A 20,882-nucleotide genomic window follows, 5' to 3' on the forward strand; every position below is an offset into this window, starting at 1 on the left:
TTGTGAGGAGACAGAACGATGACCCGACCCCGATCCCTCGTCGAGGACGTGTGGCCCCTCTCGCCGTTGCAGGAGGGGATGTTGTTCCACGCCTCCTTCGACGACCACGGCCCGGACGTCTACACCGTGCAGTCGGCAGTGGACGTCAACGGCCCCGTGGACACGGATCGGCTGCGGGCGTCGTGGGAGGCCCTGCTGAGCAGGCACGCCGCGCTGCGGGCCTGCTTCAGGCCCGTCACCGGCGCGCACATGGTGCAGGTCATTCCGCGCGAGGTCGTCCTGCCCTGGAGCGAGGCGGACGTCTCCGGCCTCGACCAGGCCGACGCCCTCGCCGAGGTCGACCGGCTCTGTGCGCAGGAGCGGGCCGAGCGGTTCGACCTCGCGGTCCCGCCGCTGCTCAGGCTCCTGCTCGTCAAGCTCGGCGACAACCGGCACCGCCTTGTCATGACGCTCCATCACATCCTGCTCGACGGCTGGTCGATGCCGGTCCTCCTGGGCGAGCTGCAGGCGACGTACGCGGCGGGCGGCGACACCGCCACGCTGGGACGCGTGGCGCCGTACGGCGCATACGTGGCGTGGCTCTCGCGCCAGGACAAGGAGGCGGCGTCGGCGGCGTGGCGGGCCGAGCTCGCCGGGGTCGACGGATCCACGCTCGTGGCACCGGCCGACCCCGGCCGCATGCCCCTGCTGCCGGAACAGGCCCACACCACCGTCTCCCGCGAACTCACCGACGCCCTGGCCGAGTTGGCGCGCGGCAAGGGCCTCACGCTCAACACCGTGGTGCAGGGCGCGTGGGCGCTGCTCCTCGCGCGCCTCGCCGGTCGTACGGACGTGGTGTTCGGCGCGACCGTCGCGGGACGGCCCGCCGAACTGCCCGGCGTGGAGTCGATGGTCGGCCTCTTCATCAACACGCTGCCGGTACGGGTGCCGCTGGACGGCGGCCAGCCGGTCGCCGAGATGCTGGCCCGGCTCCAGGAGCGCCAGTCCGGACTGTTGCCGCATCAGCACGTCGGACTCGCCGAGGTCCAGAAGCTCGCGGGGCCCGCGGCCGTGTTCGACACCCTCGTGCTGTACGAGAACTACCCGCTGCCCCCGGCCGGGCCGATCCCCGGACCCGACACCGTCTCCCTCAGCCCCGCGGGCGCTTCGCGCGATGCCTCGCACTACCCGCTCACGCTCGTCGCCGTCCCGGGCGGCGACCGGATGCGCTTCAAGCTGGACCACCGCCCCGACCTGTTCGACCGCGCCGCCGCGGAGTCGATCCTCGCGCGGTTCGTGCGGGTCCTGGAGAGGATCGCGGCCGACCCTTCGGCCCGGGTCGGCGACATCGACGTACTCGACCGGGCCGAGCGGACCCGGGTCGTGGAGCGGTGGAACGCCACCGGGCGTCCGGTGCCCGCGGGTTCGGTCGTGGAGGCCTTCGAGGAGTGGGCGGGCCGATCGCCCGACGCCATCGCGGTACGACACGGCGTCGACGCCCTGTCCTACGGGGAGTTGGACGCGCGGGCCAACCGTCTCGCCCGGCATCTGGTGGGCCTGGGTGTCGGCCGTGAGGGCCGGGTGGGTCTGTGCCTGCCGCGCGGGATCGACATGGTCGTGGCCGAGTTGGCGGTGTGGAAGGCGGGCGGGGCGTTCGTCCCGCTGGACCCCGAGTACCCGGCCGACCGCCTCGGTTACGTGATCGAGGACAGCGCCGCCGAGGTCGTCCTCGGCACCGGTGACGCGCTCGCGGACGTAGCGGTCGGCACGGCACGCGTCGTGCGCCTCGACGACACGGAGACCGAGCGGGCCGTCGCCGCGCAGCCCGCCGAACGGCCTGGCGTGACCGTCCTGTCCGACCAACTCGCCTACGTCATCTACACCTCGGGCTCCACGGGACGCCCCAAGGGCGTGGCCCTCGCGCACCACGGCGTGGTCAACCTCGCGGAGTCGATGCGGCCCGCCCTGGACCTGCGCGCGGGCGTGGTCATGCTGCAGTTCGCCTCCTTCAGCTTCGACGGATCCGTCCTCGACGTGGCGGTCGCCCTGGCCTCCGGAGCGACCCTCGCCGTCGCCTCGGCCGAGGAGCGCACCGAGCCCGCCGCGCTGACGGGGATGATCCGCGAGACGGGCGTCGCAGCGGCCAGCGTCGTGCCGTCGGTGCTGCGCGTCCTGGACCCCCAGGACGTGCCAGGCGTACGCAACTGGGTGCTCGGCGGCGAGCTCCTGACCGCCGACCTGGCGAGCCGCTGGACCGCGCAGGCGCGCGTGTGGAACACCTACGGCCCCACCGAGGCGACCGTCATGGCCACCGTCGGCCCGGTGGACACCGGCATCGGATCGCACGACGAACCGCCGCCGATCGGACGCCCGCTCGGCAACATGCGGACGTACGTGCTCGACGGCTTCCTGCGTCCGGTGCCGCCCGGCGTGACCGGCGAACTGTACGTCGCGGGGCCCGGCGTGGCACGCGGCTACACGGGACGGCCCGAGCTGACCGCGGAACGCTTCGTGGCCTGCCCGTTCGGCGCGGGCGGACGGATGTACCGCACCGGGGACCTCGCCCGCTGGACCACCGACGGACAGCTGGTGTTCGCCGGACGGGCCGACGAGCAGGTGAAGCTGCGCGGGTTCCGCGTCGAGCCCGGCGAGGTCGAGGCGGTGCTCGCCGGACACGCCGCGGTGGGCCAGGCCGCGGTGATCGCCCGCGAGGACCTGCCCGGCGACAAGCGGCTCGTCGCGTACGTCGTGCCCGTCACGGACGCCGCCGCCGAGGCCGAGGGCATCGACGGCGCGATCGACCCCGAGGCACTGCGCGCGTTCGTGGGCGCCCGGCTGCCCGAGTACATGGTGCCCGCCACGGTGGTCGTCCTGGACGCGCTGCCGCTCACGGTCAACGGCAAGCTCGACCCCGCCGCGCTGCCCGCGCCCGAACGCGCCGTGCGGGGCGGCAGGGACCCCCACACGCCCGTCGAGTCGGTCCTGTGCGGGCTGTTCGCCGAGGCGCTCGGCGTCGAACGGGTCGGCGCCGACGACTCCTTCTTCGCCCTCGGCGGCGACTCGATCCTGTCGATGATGCTGGTGTCCGCCGCCCGCCGCGCGGGCCTCGCGATCACCGCGCGCCAGGTCTTCGAGCACCGCACCCCGGCCGCCCTCGCCCTCGTGGCCGTGCCGTCCGACACCGCGGCCGTCAGCGGCGACCCCGGCACCGGCGAGGTGCCGCTCACACCCGTCATGCACGAACTGATCGCACGCGTCGGCGCCGACGACGTCGGCAGGGTCGTCCAGTCCGCCGTGGTCGAGGCCCCGGCAGCCCTGCGTCCCGAGACGCTGGCCGACGCCGTGCGGGCCGTGGTCGACCACCACGACGTCCTGCGCGCGCGGCTCGTGACGGAACCGGAGGCGCGGCTCGTCGTGTCAGGACCCGGCACCGCACCCGCCGGATCGTGGGTGCGCCGCGTCGACGCCGCCGCGATACCCGCCGACGAACTGCCGCGGACGATCGCCGAGCAGACCCGGGCGGCGGTCGAGCGCCTCGACCCGCGGGCCGGCGTCATGCTGCAGGTGGTCTGGCTCGACCAGGGCCCCGACACCGCCGGACGGCTCGTCGTGGTCGTCGACCACCTCGTGATGGACGCGGTGTCGTGGCGGATCCTGCTGCCCGACCTCGAACAGGCCTGCGCGGCGCTCGCCGCCGACCGCAAGCCCGAACTGGAGCCCGTCCCCACGTCGTTCAGGCACTGGGCGCGCGCCCTGGCCGAGCAGGCCGACAGCGCGGAGCGGACGGCGGAACTGGAACGGTGGACCGAGCTGCTCCAAGGCCCCGACCCGCAGCTGACCGCGGTGCCCGCCGATCCGGCTCGCGATGTCGCGGCCACCGTGCGGCGGGTCTCGGTGACGCTGCCGGTCCCCGTCACCTCGGCCCTGCTGACCGGTGTGCCCGCCGCGTTCCACGCGGGCGTCGACGACGTGCTCCTGACCGGTCTGGCCGCCGCGGTCGCGCAGTGGCGCGACGGCGAGGACCCGCCGGGCGGCTTCCTGGTGGACGTGGAGGGACACGGCCGGGTGGAGCTGACCGAGGGCATGGACCTCTCCCGCACGGTCGGCTGGTTCACCGGCACCCACCCGGTGCGCCTGGACGCGGGCGACGCCGACTTCGAGGACATCCTCTTCGGCGGCCCGGCCGCGGGCGAGGCCGTGAAACGCGTCAAGGAACAGCTGCGGGCGGTCCCCGGCGACGGCCTCGGCCACGGCCTGCTGCGCCACCTCAACCGCGAGACCGCGCAGCAGCTCGCCGCCCTGCCCACCGCCCGGGTCGGCTTCACCTACCTGGGCCGCGTCCCCGGCGCACCGGCGGACGACGAGCGGGCCACCGCGGTCGAGCCCGCCGACGGCCGGCTGCCGGTCACCCACCCCCTGGAGGTCGTCGGCGCCGTCCACGACGTCGAAGGAGGACCGCGGCTCACGCTGACCCTGGCCTGCCCGGAACACCTCCTGGACGAGACGGCGGCACGCGGCCTCGTCGAGGCCTGGGCGGCGATGCTGAAGGGCCTCGCCACCCATGTGGAGGAGCCCACCGCGGGCGGCCACACCCCCTCCGACTTCCCGCTGGTCGCGCTCACCCAGAAGCAGGTCGAGAAGCTGGAGGACGCGGCGCCCGACCTCGCCGACATCTGGCCGCTCTCGCCGCTGCAGGAAGGCCTCCTGTTCCACTCGATGTTCGCGGACGAGGGTCCGGACGTGTACGTGGAGCAGATGGTCCTCGGCCTGGAAGGGCCGCTGGACACCGAAGTGCTGCGCGCCTCCTGGCAGTCGGTCCTCGACCGGCACGCCAGCCTGCGCGTGGGCTTCCGGCAGGTGGCCGGGTCCGGGCAGGCCGTCCAGATCGTCATGCCGAAGGTCGTCCTGCCGTGGCGGGAGGAGGACCTCTCGGACCTCGACGAGGAGGCCGCCTGGGAGGAGTCGGAGCGGATCGGCACGGACGAGCGGACCAAGGGCTTCGACCTGGCCAAGCCGCCGCTGCTGAAGGTGCTCCTGGTCAAGACCGGCCAGGACCGTTACCGGATGATGGTGACGCTGCATCACATCGTCCTGGACGGCTGGTCGTTGCCGGTGCTGCGGCGCGAGCTGTGGGCCTGCTACGAAGCCGGGAGCACCGCCGAGGGGCTGCCCCCCGTGACCCCGTACCGCGACTACCTCTCCTGGCTGTCGCGCCAGGACAAGGAGGCGGCGCAGGAGGCGTGGCGCGAGGAGATGGCAGGGGCCGAGGAGCCGACGCTGGTCGTCCCGGTGACGCCCGGCACGACGGTCAGGCCGGACGGCGACTCCCAGGAGGTCTTCGCCGTCGCCGGGCCCGCGCTCGACGCGGCGCTCGGCGAGCTGACCCGCACCCATGACGTGACGCTGAACACGGTGGTCCAGGCCGCCTGGGCGCTGGTCGTCGGCCAGTTGGCCGGGCGCCAGGACGTCGTGTTCGGCGCGTCGGTGGCGGGCAGGCCCGCGGACCTGCCGGGCATGGAGGACATGCTGGGGCTCTTCATCAACACCGTCCCGGTACGGGTGCGGTTCGAGCCGCCGCAGACCGTCGCGGAGGTCCTCGCGGACGTCCAGGCGCGGCAGTCGGCGCTGATGGACCACCAGTACCTGAGCCTGGGCGACATCCAGCGCGTCGCGGGGCCCGGCGCCACCTTCGACTCCCTCATGGCGTTCGAGAGCTTCCCCTCGGGCACAGACGCGCCGGACGGCTCCGGCGGGGGCACGCGCGAGGCCGAACCGGCGGGCCTCCGCTTCACCGAGGCGGGGATGCGGGAGTCCATCAACTACCCGCTCGGCCTGGTGGTGGACCCGCTCGGCGGGCTGCGCATGCGGCTGACCTACCGCACGGACGTCTTCGAGGAGCGGGCGGCCCGCGCCCTGCTCGACCGGCTGCTGCGGGCCCTGAGGCAGATGGCGGCCGACCCCTCGCTCGCGGTCAGCCGGATCGCGCTGACGGGCGACGCGGAACGGACGCTGGTGACCGAGGGCTGGAACGCCGCGGTGGCGAGCGCCCCGCACGCACTGGTGCCCGAGCTGTTCACGGAGCGGGCGGACCGCTCGCCGGACCTGGTGGCCGTGCGCGGCGGCGAGGACGCGGTGTCGTACGGGGAGTTGGAGGCGCGGGCGAATCGTCTGGCTCGGCACCTGGTGGGTCTCGGGGTCGGTCCGGAGTCGCGGGTGGGTCTGTGCCTGCCGCGTGGGGTGGACATGGTCGTGGGTGAGTTGGCGGTGTGGAAGGCGGGCGGGGCGTTCGTTCCGCTGGACCCCGAGTACCCGGCCGACCGCCTCGGCTACGTGATCGAGGACAGCGGAGCGGACGTCGTCATCGGCGCCGGTGAGTCCCTGGACGGCATCCCTGCCGGGGCGAGTCGCTTCGTACTGCTCGACGAGGTGGAGACCGTCCGGACGGTCGCGGCACAGTCCGCGGAGCCGCTCGGCACCCACGTCCTGCCGGACCAACTCGCGTACGTGATCTACACATCGGGCTCGACGGGGCGCCCCAAGGGCGTGGCCGTGGCGCACGGTGGCGTCGCGAACCTGGCCGAGGTGATGCGTCCCGCGCTGGGCGTGGCCGAGGGCGTGGTCGTGCTGCAGTTCGCGTCGTTCAGCTTCGACGCGGCCGTGCTGGACGTGGCGGTGACCTTGGCGGGCGGGGGCACACTGGCCGTCGCCTCGGGCCAGGAGCGGGCGGAGCCGGGCGCGCTGGCCGAGATGATCGAGGCCGCCGGGGTGAGCACCGCGAGCGTGGTGCCCTCACTCCTCGGCCTCCTGGACCCGGACGCCGTCACCGGGGTGGAGAACTGGGTCCTCGGCGCCGAGCTGATGACCGCCGACCTGGCCAGCCGCTGGACCCCGCAGGCGCGCATCTGGAACACCTACGGCCCCACCGAGGCGACCGTCATGGCCACCGCGGGACGCGTGGACGAGGACATCCGCTCCGAGCACCAGCCGCCGCCGATCGGGCGCCCGCTCGGCAACGTACGCACCTATGTCCTGGACGGCTTCCTCCAGCCGGTCGCGCCGGGCGTGATCGGCGAGGTGTACATCGCCGGGCCCGGTGTGGCGCGCTGCTACGTGGGCCGTCCCGACCTGACCGCCGAACGCTTCGTGGCATGCCCGTTCGCCGGCGGCGGGCGGATGTACCGCACCGGGGACCTGGCCCGCTGGACGGCCGACGGGCAGCTGCTGTTCGCCGGGCGCGCGGACGAGCAGGTGAAGATCCGTGGCTTCCGCGTGGAGCTGGGCGAGGTCGAGGCCGCGCTCGCCTCGTACGACGGGGTCCGTCAGGCCGTGGCGATCGTGCGGGAGGACCGGCCGGGGGAGAAGCGGCTCATCGGCTACGTCGTGCCCGACGCCGAGGACACGGACGTGGACGTGCAGGCGGTCCGCGAGCACCTGGCGGGCGTCCTGCCCGAGTACATGGTCCCGGTCGCGGTCGTGGTCCTGGAGAAGCTGCCGCTGACGCGCAACGGAAAGGTCAACCGCAGGGCGCTGCCCGCCCCGGACTTCGCGGGACGCGTCTCGGGACGCGAGCCGGAAAATGAGACCCAGGCCAGGCTCTGCGCACTGTTCGCGGAGATCCTGGACCTCGAACGGGTGGGCGTCGACGACAACTTCTTCGACCTCGGCGGCGACTCGGGCCTCGCGATGCGCCTGGCCGCGCGGGTCCGCGAGGAGTTCGGCATCGAGCTGAGCATGCGGCGCTTCTTCGGCGCCTCCACGCCCCTCGGTGTCGCCCGGCTGCTCACCTCCAAGGAGCTCCCGGAGCTGCGGCCCGTCGACCACCCCGACGACATCCCCCTCACCGCGGCCCAGCGCCGCGTGTGGCACCAGGAGCGGGAGAACCCCGGCTCCGCGGCCCGGCGTGCCTCGGTCGCGCTGCGCCTCAACGGCAAGCTGAACCGCGACGCGCTCCAGGCCGCCCTGGGGGACGTCGCCGCTCGGCACGACCTCCTGCGCTCGCTCTTCACGGCCGACGAGGGCGCCGAGCCGTGCCAGCGCGTCCAGGACGTCGACGAGGTCCGGCCCGCCCTGCCGGTGACACCGGCGACCGAGGAGGACCTGCCGCGGCTGCTGACCGACCACGCCGGGTACGAGTTCGACCTCACCCGGGAGACGCCCTGGGTGAGCCGCCTGTTCGCACTCTCGGAGACCGAGCACGTGCTGCTGATGGTGGTGCACCGGATCGCGACCGACGACGCGTCGCTGATCGTCCTGGTGCGCGACCTGGCGGCGGCGTACGGCGCACGCAGGGAGGGCCGGACCCCCGAACGGGCCCCGCTGCCCCTGCAGTTCGCCGACTACGCGCTGTGGGAGCGCGAGATGCTCCAGGACGAGCAGGACCCGGACAGCCTCATCGGCGAACAGTTCGCCTACTGGAAGAAGGCCCTCGCCGGTCTCGGCGAGGAGCTGGAGCTGCCGACCGACAGGCCGCGTCCGCAGGTCGCCTCGCACCGGGCCGACGCGGTGCCGCTCGTCCTCGACGGCGACACGCACGCCCGGCTGATGGAGGCGGCGGAGGCCGACGGAGCCACGCTCTTCATGGTGCTCCAGGCCGCGCTCAGCCTGCTGCTCTCCGGGCTCGGCGCCGGACCCGACGTCACCCTCGGCACGGTGCTTCCGCTGCGCGACGAGGAGGGCGACCTGGACGGCCTGGTGGGCCCCTTCGCGGACCCGCTCGCCCTGCGCACGGACGTCTCCGGCGACCCCACGTTCCGCGAACTGCTCGGCAGGGCACGGGACATGTACCAGCGGGCGGTACAGAACCCGGACGTGCCGTTCGCGCGCCTCGTGGACACCCTCGCGCTGCCCGCCGCCGCGACACGGCACCCCGTGTTCCAGGTCCTGCTCGAAGTGCACGGCGACGCGGCTGAGGTGTGGGAGTCGCCGGAGCTGCCGGGCCTGAGCACCACCCGGCTGCCCATGGGCGCACCGGCGGGCGAACTGGACCTGGCGATCGGTCTCACCGAGCGGCACGGCGTCGAGGGCAGGCCCAGCGGTGTCGACGGGACCGTCCGGTACGCCGTCGAGCTCTTCGACCGGCCGACCGTCACCGCGTTCGCGCGGCGGTTCGTCCGCGTCCTGGAACAGGTCGCCGCCGACCCGACGCTGCGCCTGAGCCAGGTGGACGTCCTGCTCGACCCGGCCGAGCGCCGCGAAGCCGTCGAGGCCTGGAACGACGCCGAGGCCTGGAACGACACGGCGCCGGAGGCATTGGACGGCACCGTCGGCACCGTCGTGGCCCTCCTCGCCGAACAGGCTGCGCTGCACCCGGACGCCCCTGCCGTCGCCGACCGGCACGCACCGCTCACCCACGGCGTGCTCGACGCCGCGGCCGGACAGCTGGCCCGCCGTCTCGCGGAGCGGGGGATCGGCGCGGAGGACGTGGTCCTTGTGGCGCTGCCACCCACGTCCGCACTCTTCGTCGCGCTGCTCGGGGTGCTCAAGTCCGGTGCCGCCTGCCTGTTCGCCGACCCCAACCGGCCCATGGAGGACATCGCGTCCTGCATGCGCCGCGCCAATCCGGAGGCCCTGGTCTGCGACGTGGGCATGGCCCCGCTCCTGTCCGACGGCGTCACGGTGCCGATGGTGCTGCTCGACGGCCTGCGGACGGTGGGGGCGAGCGGAGCGGACGCCGGGCGCGCGGGCAACGGCTCGCCCGGACGGCTGCCACTGCCCGGACAGGCGGCGCTCGTGCTCCCCGCCACCGCACCCGGCGGCGCCGACGGCTCCCTCGCGGGCGCGGTCGTCGACCACCGGACGCTCCTCGACCAGACCGCGCACCGGATGCGGGTCGCGCCGACAGGCCGGGCGGTGACCGTCCTCGACGTACGCGCCCCTGTCTCCGCGCTCATGACGCCGCTGCTGTCCGCCCTGTGCGAAGGCGGCAGCGTCCGGCTGGCGGTGCCCGACCAGGACACGACACCGGACCGCTCACAACGCCTCGTCACCACCCGCGAGTTGCTGCCCACGCTCCCCGAACAGGCCGACGGAGAACCGCGGTTCACCTCGGTCACCGTGGCGGACGACACCGGGGCGACGACCGTGGGCGACACCCGGGACTGGCTCGGCCGCAACCCGCGGTCCGCGCTCCTCAGCGTGCACGGCACCGCCGAGACCGCGGGCGCGTGGCTCGCCCACAGGACCGCGGCCGGCGCACCCCTGCCGGCCGAGGCCCCCGCGGGACGCCCGCTGCCCGGCACCCGCGCCTACGTCCTGGACGACTTCCTGCGCCCGGTCCCGCCCGGCGGCACCGGCGACCTGTACGTCGCGGGATCCGCGCTGGCGCGCGGGTACGCGGACGGACCGGTCCCGACCGGCGAGCGGTTCGTCGCCTGCCCCTTCGGGGCCGACGGCGAGCGGATGCTGCGCACCGGGGAGCGCGCGAAGCGGACGGCCACGGGCCTGCTCGCCCTGCGCGGCAAGAGCCGGGACGTCAAGGCGGGCGCCCGGTCGGCACGCCACGCCGGAACGGACCACGGCGACCTGGAGATCCTGCTGCCGCTGCGCCCGAGGGGCAGCCGTCGCCCGCTGTTCTGCATCCACACCGGTACGGGACTGAGCTGGGCCTACGCGGCACTGCTGCGGCACCTGCCGCAGGACCTGCCCGTGCACGGCGTGCAGGCCCGCGGGCTCGCCGAACCCGAGCCCATGCCGCAGACCATGGAGGAGATGGCGACCGACTACGCCGAGCAGATCAGGACCGTCCAGCCCACCGGCCCCTACCACCTCCTCGGCTGGTCCCTCGGCGGTCTGATCGCCCAGGCCGTCGCGACCCACCTGGAGGAACAGGGCGAAGAGGTACGGCTCGTCGCGGTGATCGACGGCTACCCCGAGGGCACCGGCGGCGCCGACTACCGCCAGCCCGAGACCGGCCAGGCCGACGACTCCACGCCCATGGACGACCTGCGGCTGCCCAGCGGCCAGGACGTCGGCCAGGGCATGGACGAAGGCCTGCGGTCGAACATGCGGGACGTGATCGCCAACCTCGGCCGCATCACCCCGACCCACACGCCCCGCCGCCTCGGAGGCGACCTGCTGCTCTTCATCGCGGCCCAGGAACGCCCCGAGGGGCTGCCCGTGTCGGTCGCGCGGGAGAGCTGGAAGCCCTTCGTCGCGGGGAACGTCGAGGCGCACGAGATCGCGGCGACGCACTTCACCATGCTCCAGCCCGCACCGTCGTCGGACATCGCACGCGTCCTCTCGGCGAAGCTCCTGGCGGCCGACGAACCCGGCGACACCGGCGACACCGGCAACCCCGGCAACACCGTGAAGGAGTGAATCCGGACATGCCCCTGACGCGGAACACGGAAAGCGGGAGGACCCCCGAATGCCGAAGCGACTGAAGACCGCCGCGCACACGCGAAGGAACGGCATAGAACCGATGCCCGAACTCGCGGACATCACCGCGCGGACACCGCTCGTCCAAGTCGACGCCGACGGGCCGTTCACGGGCTGGCACTGGCTCGCCACCGGCTACGACGAGGTACGGGCGATCCTCAGCGACGACCGGTTCAGCATGCTGCCGCCGCCCACCCAGATGAACAGCGCCGCGGGACACGTCGAGATCGGCAATCTCCTGCAGTACGACCCGCCGGACCACACCCGGCTGCGCAAGATGCTGGCGCCCGAGTTCACGGTCCGGCGGATACGCCGCCTCGAACCCTTCGTCGCGGAGATCGTGGCGGACTGCCTGGACGCGCTGGAGAGCGCCGGGCAACCCGCCGACCTCATGCGCACCTTCGCCATGCCCATCCCCGGCCTGGTCGGCTGCGCCCTGCTCGGGGTGCCCCGCGACGACGCGGCCGACCTGGCCCGCAACTTCAGCTCCAGCCGGGCGGGCGCCGGCGATCAGCGCACCGACCCCCGCGAGCGTGAGCGGCAGCGGGCCGCGGGGAACGCGTACGTCACGTACATGAGGAGGCTCGTCCGGCAGAAGCGCCGCGACCCCGGCGACGACCTGCTCGGCATGCTCATCCGCGACCACGGCACCAACATCACCGACGAGGAGCTGACGGGCACCGCCGCGACCCTCCTGGGGTCCAGCATCGAGAACGTCGGCGGCATGCTGGCCCTCGCCCCGCTCGCCCTGTTCCAGTACCCCGACCAGCTCGCCCTCTTCCTGGAGCGCCCGGACCTGACCGACCAGGCGGTGGAGGAGCTCCTGCGGTACGTCTCGTCCGTGCCGAACGCCATCCCGCGCTACGCCCTCAAGGACGTAAAGGTCGGCGACCAGGTCATCAGGACAGGCGAGTTGGTGATGTGCTCCATGCTCGCGGTCAACCGCGCGGGGCTGCCCGGGGTGTCGCAGGACACCCTCGACATCACCCGGGACGGCACCGGCCACGTGGCCTTCGGGCACGGCATCCACCACTGCCTGGGCGCCTCGCTGGCCAGGCTGGAGCTGCGGATCGGCCTGCCGGCCCTGCTGCACCGGTTCCCGAAGCTGCGTCTCGCGGTGCCGCCCGAGCAGCTCAGGTACCGGACCTGGACGCCCAACTACGGAGTGGACGAGCTGCCGGTGGCCTGGTGAACCCCACCCGCGCCCGTACAGGAACGTGCGCGGGAGCCCGTACAGGAACGTGCACAGGAGCTCGTACAGGAAAGGAGACCGTCCATGCCCAAGCCGTTGAAGGACCCTGATCAGGCGCCGCTCGTCGAGACCGTCGTGCCAGGGACCTCGGACCGTGCCTGGATCGCCAACGGCTACGACGAGGTGCGGGCGATCCTCAGCGACGACCGGTTCAGCACCATGCCGCCCGCGGACACCGCCGAGGCCTCCCGGCGGCTCCTCCAGCCCGGCAACCTGCTGCAGTACGACCCGCCCGAGCACACCCGGCTGCGACGGATGCTGACGGCCGAGTTCACGCTCCGGCGGGTCCGCGAGCTCGAACCACTCGTCGAAGGCATCGTGAAGGACCGCCTCGACGCCCTCGAAGGCGCCGGGCAACCGGTCGACCTCGTCCAGCACTTCGTCTGGCCCACCACGAGCCTGATCGGCTGCGCGATGCTCGGCATTCCGCGCGACGACCAGGCCGAGCTCGCCCGCCACCTCGACACCAACCGCGTCGACAACCCCGACCGGGAACAGCGGGACATGGCGGGCACCGCCTACCTCGTCTACCTGGGCAAGCTCATGCGGCAAAAACGCCGCGACCCCGGGGACGACCTGCTGGGCCGGCTGATCCGCAAGCACGGGACGAACCTCACCGAGGGGGAGCTGACCGGCACCGCCGCGACGCTCCTCGCCTCGCTCATCCCGATCACCGGCGGCACCCTCGGGCTCGGCCTCGTCGGTCTCCTGGAGAACCCCGACCAACTGGCCGTGCTCATCGAGCGGCCCGAGCTGATCGACCACGCGGTGGAGGAGGTGATCCGCAGCGTGACGATCATCCCGCACGCCTCGCCCCGTACCGCGAAGGAGGACGTGACCATCGGCGACCACGTCATCAAGTCCGGTGAGTTCGTGGCGTGTTCGCTCCTCGAGGCCAACGGGACCCGGCTGCCGGGAGAGCCCCAGGACACCCTGGACATCACCCGCGACAACAGCGGCCACATGGCCTTCGGGCACGGACTGCACTACTGCCTGGGCGCGTCGCTTGCCCGCATGGAGCTGCGGGTCGCCATCTCGGAACTGCTGCGCCGCTTCCCGAAGGTGCGGCTCGCGGTGGAACGCGACGAGCTGCGCTTCACGGCGAAGTCCGTGGAGTCGCTGCCGGTGGCCTGGTAGGGGAGCGACGACATGCCGCACGAGAGCGCGCTCCCGCTGCACACCCGCCGCACCCGCTTCGACCCGGCCGACGAGCTGCGCGGCCTGTCCGCCGAAGGACCCGTCAGCCGGGTGCGCCTGGCCCCCGGGGCCGGCGAACGGCCGCTGTGGCTGGTCACCGGCTACGACGAAGTACGCCAAGTCCTCGGCGACCAGGTGCGGTTCTCCACCAGCCGCTTCGGCGCGCGGACACCGGGCGGACGGGACGCGGCCCAGCGCCCCGACGAGGGCATCGGGCTGCTCATGGACTACGACCCGCCCGAGCACACCCGGCTGCGCAAGATGCTCACGCCCGAGTTCACCGTCCGCCGGATGCGCAGACTCCAGCCCGGCATCGAGACGATCATCACGGAGCGCCTCGACGTGGTGGAGCGCGCGGGCCGACCCGCCGACCTGGTGGAGCTGTTCGCGTCCGCCATCCCCGGTCCCGTGCTGTGCGAACTCATCGGGGTGCCGCGCGACGACCGCGACGACTTCCTGCGCCGCTGCCACGCCCACCTGGAGACCGGCAAGGACCTGGGGTCGCGGGCGGCCGCGGGGACGGCCTTCACCCGCTACCTCGCCGCGCTGGTGGCACGGCAGCGCAGAGACCCCGACGAGGGCTTCATCGGCATGCTGGTGCGCGACCACGGCGACGAGTTCACCGACAAGGAACTGCGGGGCATCTGCGTCCTGTTGATGCTCGCGGGCCTCGACAACATCTCCGGGATGCTGGGCCTCGGCGTCCTTGCGCTCCTGGAGCACCCCGACCAGCTCGCGCTGGTCCGCGACGACCCCGTGGCCCTGGACCGGGCCATCGAGGAACTCCTCCGCTACCTCTCCGTACCGCACGCCCCCACGCCTCGCACCGCGCTGGAGGACATGACGCTCGGCGGCAGACGGATCAAGGCGGGGGACACCCTCGTCTGCTCGATCCCCATGGCCAACAGGGACCCCGCGCTCGTGGACGGGCCCGACCGGTTGGACGTCACCCGTGAGCCCGTGCCGCACGTCGCCTTCGGCCACGGCATCCACCACTGCCTGGGAGCGGCCCTCGCCCGGATGGAACTGCGCATCTCCTACGGGCAGTTGCTGCACCGCTTCCCCGGTCTGCGCCTCGCGATCCCCGCGCGGGACGTGGAGTTCCGGGACCGGTCGACCGCGTACGGAGTGGAGCGGCTTCCGGTGGTCTGGTGAGCGTGAGAGGAGAGATGGGGATGGAGATACGCGTGGATCGTGACCGGTGCGCGGGCTCCGGTCTGTGCATGAGTACCGTGCCCGCCGTCTTCGACCAGTCGGACGAGGACGGCAAGGTCCTGGTCAAGGCGCCGCTGCCCGACGCAGGTTCGGCCGCGGCGGTACGGGGCGCGGCCGCCAGGTGCCCGACCGGCGCGATCACCCTGCTGACACGGGACGCGCAGGACGGGCGGCAGAAGCAGAAGAACTAGAGGGGTCCCACACCCGGGGGACGGTGACGGCCACGCGCGAACGGCACGTGGCCGTCCGGCATGCCCGGCCACGAATCCGCTGGTGACGCGCGGTCTGTGCGGACGCCGGGCTTTGTGTCCGCCGTGTGACCGCCCGCCGCGTAGAAGTTGGATCCATGTTCCTCACACACAAGCGAGCGACCGCGCGCAATCGAGTCGCACACAAGCGAGCCGCACACAAGCGAGTCATCGCTCCCGCCCTCCTGGCCGCCTCCGTCTTCGTCACGGGGGCCGCCCTGACGAGCTGCTCCGGCGATTCCTCCGCCGCGTCGAAGGACGACGAGGCATCGCCGACGAGCGCCTTCGACCGGGCCCTTGCCTACTCGAAGTGCATGCGGAGCAACGGAGTTCCCGACTTCCCCGACCCGCAGCAGGACAGCGGAGGCGTCAAGCTGGTGCCGGGCGATGACGGGGCCGACCCCAACTCGGACGCGTTCAAGAAGGCCCAGGAGGCCTGCAAGGACAAGGCGCCGCAGGGCCTCGGCGGCGCCGGGGGCGGCGGTGAGGCCCTCGACTCGGCCAAGGTCGCGGCCTGGGCCAAGTGCCTGCGCAAGAACGGCGTACCGAAGTTCCCCGACCCCGAGATCAACGGCTCGACCATGAACATCGACCTCGTCTCCGCGGGCGTGAACCCGCAGGACTCCGCGTTCACCAAGGCCATGCAGACCTGCCAGAGCAAGTACCCGGGCGGCGGCGTCATGTTCGGGCCCGCCGGGGGTGGCGGACAGTGACTCCGGACGAGACCGACGGGTCGGCCCTGTCGAGCGAGTCCCCCGGGGCCCTTGAGCGTCGTACATCGGGACAGGTGTCGACGAAGACGGCCGGCGCCCTCGACACCGCGGTCGAGGAGGAGACGGCGGCCGAGCTGGAGACGGCGGTCGAGGAGAAGGCCGTGGCCGAGAAGCCGTCCGGCGACACGGCGGAGGCACCGCCCCGCCGCAAGCGCCGCCCACTGCGCACCTCCCTGATCGTCCTTGCCGCGACGGCCGTCGCGGCGGCGGCGGGGCTCGCCGCCACCGGGACCCTCGGCGGCGACGGCGACGAATCCGGCGCCGCGGCCCCCTCCGGGCCGCCCGCGACGGCGAAGGTGGAGCGGACCACGCTGACCGACAGCGAGACCGTGGACGGCAACCTCGGCTACGGCGACGCGGCCACCGTCGAGGCACCTGCCGCCGCGGCGGGCACCGGCAGCGACCAGTCCTCGGGCGGCGGGCAGCCGGCGCAGGACGATGCCTCCGGCGGCACCGTCACCTGGCTGCCCGAGGACGGCGCCGTACTCAAGCGTGGCGACACCGTCTACCGCGTCGACCAGAAGAAGATCCCGCTCCTGTACGGCTCCTTCCCGCTGTACCGCACCCTGAAGTCGGGCAGCGAGGGCGCCGACGTCGAGATGCTGGAGAAGAACCTCAGCGCCCTCGGGTACGACGGGTTCACCGTCGACGACGAGTACAACGCGTCGACGGCCGCCGCGGTGAAGAAGTGGCAGGACGACCTGAACCGCGAGGAGACCGGCACCGTGACGCCCGGCGACGCCGTGGTGGCCGACGGGGCACGGCGCGTCGCGGACGTGAAGGCCACGCCCGGCGCCGCCCTGAGCGGGACCCTGCTGTCCTGGACGGGCACCGAGCGGATCATCGGCGTCGACCTGGACGTGCAGTACGAGGACCTGGTGGAGAAGGGCACCAAGGCCACGGTCACGCTCCCCGACGACAAGACGGTCCAGGCCGAGGTCACGGACATCGGCACGCCGTCCACCTCCAAGGGCGACTCCGGATCGGGCGGCTCCGAGGACTCCGGCTCCGGCGACTCGGGCAACGAAGACCCCACCCTGCCCGTCGAGTTGACGGTGAAGGACCAGAAGGGGCTCGGCCGCTACCAGGCCGCCGCAGTCGACGTCACCCTGAAGGCCGAGACCCGCAAGGACGTGCTCGTCGTGCCCGTCAACGCCCTGGTGGCGCGCGAGGGCGGCGGCTACGCCCTGGAGGTCGTCACGGCGAACGGCACCGAGCACCGCCCGGTCGAGCTCGGCATGTTCGCCGACAGCAAGGTCGAGGTCTCCGGATCCGGCATCAAGGAAGGAACAGTCGTGGGGGTCCCGAAGTGACCTCGCAGATACCGGAGTTGACGGCACCGGCCCGCCCCGTGGTCGAACTGGCAGGGGTATCCAAGACCTACGGGGACGTCGCCGCGCTGCGCGGCGCGGACCTGGTCATCCGGCGCGGTGAACTCCTCGCCATCGTCGGCCCCTCGGGCTCGGGCAAGTCCACGATGCTCAACATCATGGGCACCCTGGACCGACCCACGGCCGGCATGGTGCGCATCGACGGGCACGACGTGGCCACGCTGAGCGACCGGGAGCTGTCCGCGCTGCGGGCCGGCACCATCGGGTTCGTCTTCCAGCAGTTCCATCTGGCCTCCGGCATACCGGCGTTGGACAGCGTGGCGGACGGACTCCTGTACAGCGGCAGGCCGCGCGGCGTACGGCGCCACCTCGCCGAGCAGGCGCTGCGCAGGGTCGGCCTCGGCCACCGCCTCTACCACCAGCCCCACCAGCTCTCCGGCGGAGAGAAGCAGCGCGTGGCCATCGCGCGGGCCGTGCTCGGCGACCCCCCGCTGCTCCTCGCGGACGAGCCCACCGGGGCACTGGACTCGCGCTCCGGCGCGATCGTGATCGAGCTGCTCCAGGAACTGCACGAGGCCGGCACGACGGTCGTCGTCATCACCCACGACCGGGACATCGCCTCGACCCTGCCCCGTGAGGTACGCGTCAAGGACGGCCTCATCGAGCACGACTCCGGCGGCCCCGACGGCGGCGACCCCCGACTCCTGGTGCCAGAGGAGGCCGTGCGATGAGCGCGACGAACGCGATCAGGGAGCTGGAACGGCCGGCGGACACGGAGCCGCCGCGGCCGCCCAAACCCGCCCGGATGAACCCGGTGGACGTGCTGCGGGTCGGCGGCTCCGGGCTGCGCTCGCGCCCGATGCGGGTGTTCCTCTCGGCGCTCGGCATCGCCATCGGCATCGCCGCCATGGTCGGCGTGGTCGGCATCTCCACGTCGTCCACCGAGGACCTCAACCGCAGGCTCCAGTCCCTCGGGACCAACCTCCTGACCGTCACCCCCGGGCAGTCCTTCTCCGGCGACGCCGCTCATCTGCCCGCGGAGTCGGTCGAGATGATCGGCAACATGGACGACGTGGAGTCGGTCTCCGCCATCGGCAAGACCGACGCCAAGGTCTACCGCAACGACCGCACGCCCAAGCAGGAGACCGGCGGCCTCAGCGTCGCCGCGGCGCGGACCGACCTGCCCAAGTCCGTCGGCGCCGAGGTCGTCGACGGCCGCTGGCTCAACGCCGCCAACAGCCGCTACCCGACCACCGTCCTCGGCCCCAAGGCCGCCGAACAGCTCGGCGTGCACAAGGCGGGACCGGACGTGAAGGTGTGGCTCGGCGGGCGCTGGTACACCGTCATCGGCCTGCTCGCGCCCAATGAGCTCGTGCCCTCGATGGACTCGACGGCGCTGGTCGGCTGGACCGAAGCGAAGCAGGAACTGGGCTTCGACGGGTACCCCACCACCATCTACACGCGCGCAGAGGAAGCGCACGTCAACGACGTGCAGAGCGTGCTCGGCGCCACCACCAACCCGGAGACCCCGAGCGAGACCACGGTCTCCCGGCCCTCCGACGCGCTGGCCGCCAAGGAAGCCACCGACGACGCCCTCAGCGGACTGCTGCTCGGCCTCGGCGGGGTGGCCCTGCTCGTGGGTGGTGTCGGCGTGGCCAACACCATGGTCATCTCCGTCCTCGAACGCCGCTCCGAGATCGGCCTGCGCCGCTCCCAGGGCGCGACCCGCGGCCAGATCCGCACCCAGTTCCTCGCCGAGGCCCTGCTCCTGTCCGCGCTCGGCGGGCTCGGCGGCGTGATCCTCGGCATCGCGGTCACCGGCGGCTACGCCTCCTACCAGGGCTGGCCCTCCGTGGTCCCGTTCTGGGCGATGGCGGGCGGCGTGGGAGCCACGCTGGTCATCGGCGGCCTCGCGGGCTTCTATCCGGCGGTACGAGCGGCGAGGCTGCCTCCTACGGAGGCGCTGGCGACGACGTGAGGACTTGTCCGAGGACCTGTGGACCTGTGGACCGGATGACCTGAGGACCGGAGGACCCGAGGATCTGCGGACCTGAGGACCTGCGGACCTGAGGATCTGCGGACCTGAGGATCTGCGGACCCGAGGACCTGCGCACCTGCAGACCTGAGGAGCTGATGACCTGCGGACCCGAGGACCTGCAGACCGGAGGACCCGAGGATCTGCGGACCCGAGGACCCGAGGACCCGAGGACCTGCGGACCTGCGCACCTGAGGACCTGCTCACCCCAGGACCCCTGAGGACCTGCTGACCTGAGGAACTGCTCACCCGAGGACCGCCCCGCGCGGTCCCCGAGACCGCGGTGCTTCCGCTGGAATCGTCCCCCGTGCCACGGGGGCACCGCGCCCGTCCGCGCCGCACCCGGGCCGACCCCGGGTCGCGACGCGGGCGGGACCTCGCGCGTTCCGCCCGCCTTGCCTCGCCTTGCCCCGCCCGGCCTCGCCCCGCCTCGCCCGACCCCTCAGGCAGGCGTCAGACCCGCCACGCGGGCCAGCCTCCGGAAGGAGTCCCGCAGGCCCGCGCGGTCGTACGTACTCGTCGTGACCAGCACCTCCTGCGCCCCGCTCTCCTTGATCACCCGCTCCAGCTCGTCGGCGACCTGCTCCTCGGTTCCGGCCACATGGCCGCGCAGCCCCGATTCGTAGAAGCCGCGCTCCTTCTCCGTCATCGTCAGGGACTCCACGCGCTCGGCCGGCGGAAGCGGCGGGAACGTGCCGTGCGTGCGGGAGTACGCCATCGACCAGGCCTCCGAGATCAGCAGCCGCCGGGCGGCCTCCTCGCTCTCCGCCACGGCGACGGTGCCCGCGACGACGACATACGGCTCGGCGAGCCACGGCGAAGGCCGGAATCCCTCCCGGTACGTCTCGATGCTGCCCAGCATCTTCTCGCGTCCCCTGATGTCCCCGATGACCAGCGGAAGCCCCGCATCGGCGGCGATCGTCGCGCCCTCGCCCACCGCCAGGACGTACGGAGGGACGGTCAGCCCCTCGGCGGGGCGGGCCCGCACCCCCGTCCCCGAGGTGCCACGGAACCAGTCGAGCAGTTCCCCGAGCTGGACCGCGAAGTCCTCGGCGTCGTGCTTGTCGCGCCCCAGCGCCTTGCGCACCCCGTCCGTGAACCCCACGGAACGGCCGAGCCCCATGTCGATCCGGCCGGGAAAGAGCGACTCCAGCACCCCGAACTGCTCGGCCACGACCAGGGACTGATGGTTCGGCAGCATCACACCGCCGGTGCCGACCCGGATGGTACGGGTGGCCGCGGCGACGGCCGCAGCGAGCACGGTGGGCGCCGACCCCGCGACCCCCGGCACACCGTGGTGCTCGGAGACCCAGAAGCGGTGGTACCCGAGCGCTTCGAGATCCTGCGCCAGACGCACGGTGTCCCGCAGCGCCTCGGGCCCTTCGTGCCCCTCGCGGGTACGGGAGCGGTCGAGTACGGAGAACCGGGTTGCTTCGATCACTGAGCTCACGAAAGGTTCAACACCTCCGGGCCGCC

General features: G+C 73.0%; 10 protein-coding genes. 9 read left to right on the forward strand and 1 reads right to left on the reverse strand.

What is annotated here, in order from left to right:
* Nucleotides 1–18: 18 nt before the first annotated feature.
* The 9 genes from AB0B50_RS00010 to AB0B50_RS00050 all read left to right on the forward strand — a co-directional run bounded on the left by AB0B50_RS00010 (nt 19) and on the right by AB0B50_RS00050 (nt 19,349).
* Nucleotides 19–11,295 carry an amino acid adenylation domain-containing protein gene (locus AB0B50_RS00010; protein WP_362323053.1) on the forward strand — a complete coding sequence of 3,759 codons (11,277 nt, stop codon included), beginning with the start codon at nt 19–21 and terminating at the stop codon, nt 11,293–11,295.
* Between the two features lie 49 nt (nt 11,296–11,344).
* Nucleotides 11,345–12,547, forward strand: a complete 1,203-nt coding sequence (locus tag AB0B50_RS00015) for a cytochrome P450 (RefSeq protein ID WP_362323056.1) — start codon at nt 11,345–11,347, stop codon at nt 12,545–12,547.
* 84 nt (nt 12,548–12,631) lie between these two features.
* On the forward strand, nt 12,632–13,744 hold the full coding sequence (locus tag AB0B50_RS00020) for a cytochrome P450 (protein ID WP_362323059.1): 1,113 nt from the start codon (nt 12,632–12,634) through the stop codon (nt 13,742–13,744).
* 12 nt (nt 13,745–13,756) lie between these two features.
* A complete protein-coding gene (locus tag AB0B50_RS00025) occupies nt 13,757–14,959 on the forward strand; it encodes a cytochrome P450 (RefSeq protein ID WP_362323062.1) in 1,203 nt (400 codons plus the stop codon).
* A gap of 20 nt (nt 14,960–14,979) precedes the next feature.
* Nucleotides 14,980–15,210 (forward strand): ferredoxin, encoded by a 231-nt coding sequence (locus AB0B50_RS00030; RefSeq protein ID WP_362323065.1) that lies wholly within the window; start codon nt 14,980–14,982, stop codon nt 15,208–15,210.
* 155 nt (nt 15,211–15,365) lie between these two features.
* The gene (locus tag AB0B50_RS00035; RefSeq protein ID WP_362323068.1) at nt 15,366–15,980 is read left to right on the forward strand and encodes a hypothetical protein; all 615 of its coding nucleotides are present in this window, start codon (nt 15,366–15,368) and stop codon (nt 15,978–15,980) included.
* 74 nt (nt 15,981–16,054) lie between these two features.
* Nucleotides 16,055–17,353: a peptidoglycan-binding protein gene (locus tag AB0B50_RS00040; RefSeq protein ID WP_362323071.1), complete on the forward strand. Its 1,299-nt coding sequence runs from the start codon at nt 16,055–16,057 to the stop codon at nt 17,351–17,353.
* 17 nt (nt 17,354–17,370) lie between these two features.
* On the forward strand, nt 17,371–18,102 hold the full coding sequence (locus AB0B50_RS00045) for an ABC transporter ATP-binding protein (RefSeq protein ID WP_362324978.1): 732 nt from the start codon (nt 17,371–17,373) through the stop codon (nt 18,100–18,102).
* The gene (locus tag AB0B50_RS00050) at nt 18,099–19,349 is read left to right on the forward strand and encodes an ABC transporter permease (RefSeq protein WP_362323074.1); all 1,251 of its coding nucleotides are present in this window, start codon (nt 18,099–18,101) and stop codon (nt 19,347–19,349) included. Before AB0B50_RS00045 ends, AB0B50_RS00050 begins: the two co-directional genes overlap by 4 nt.
* 499 nt (nt 19,350–19,848) lie before the next feature.
* Here the strand turns inward: AB0B50_RS00050 and AB0B50_RS00055 are convergent, their stop codons facing one another.
* Complete coding sequence (locus tag AB0B50_RS00055) at nt 19,849–20,856, reverse strand: MsnO8 family LLM class oxidoreductase (protein WP_362323077.1); 1,008 nt, start codon at nt 20,854–20,856, stop codon at nt 19,849–19,851.
* Between the last annotated feature and the right edge of the window lie 26 nt (nt 20,857–20,882).

The sequence above is a fragment of the Streptomyces sp. NPDC041068 genome (assembly GCF_040647455.1).
Taxonomy (GTDB): Bacteria; Actinomycetota; Actinomycetes; order Streptomycetales; family Streptomycetaceae; genus Streptomyces.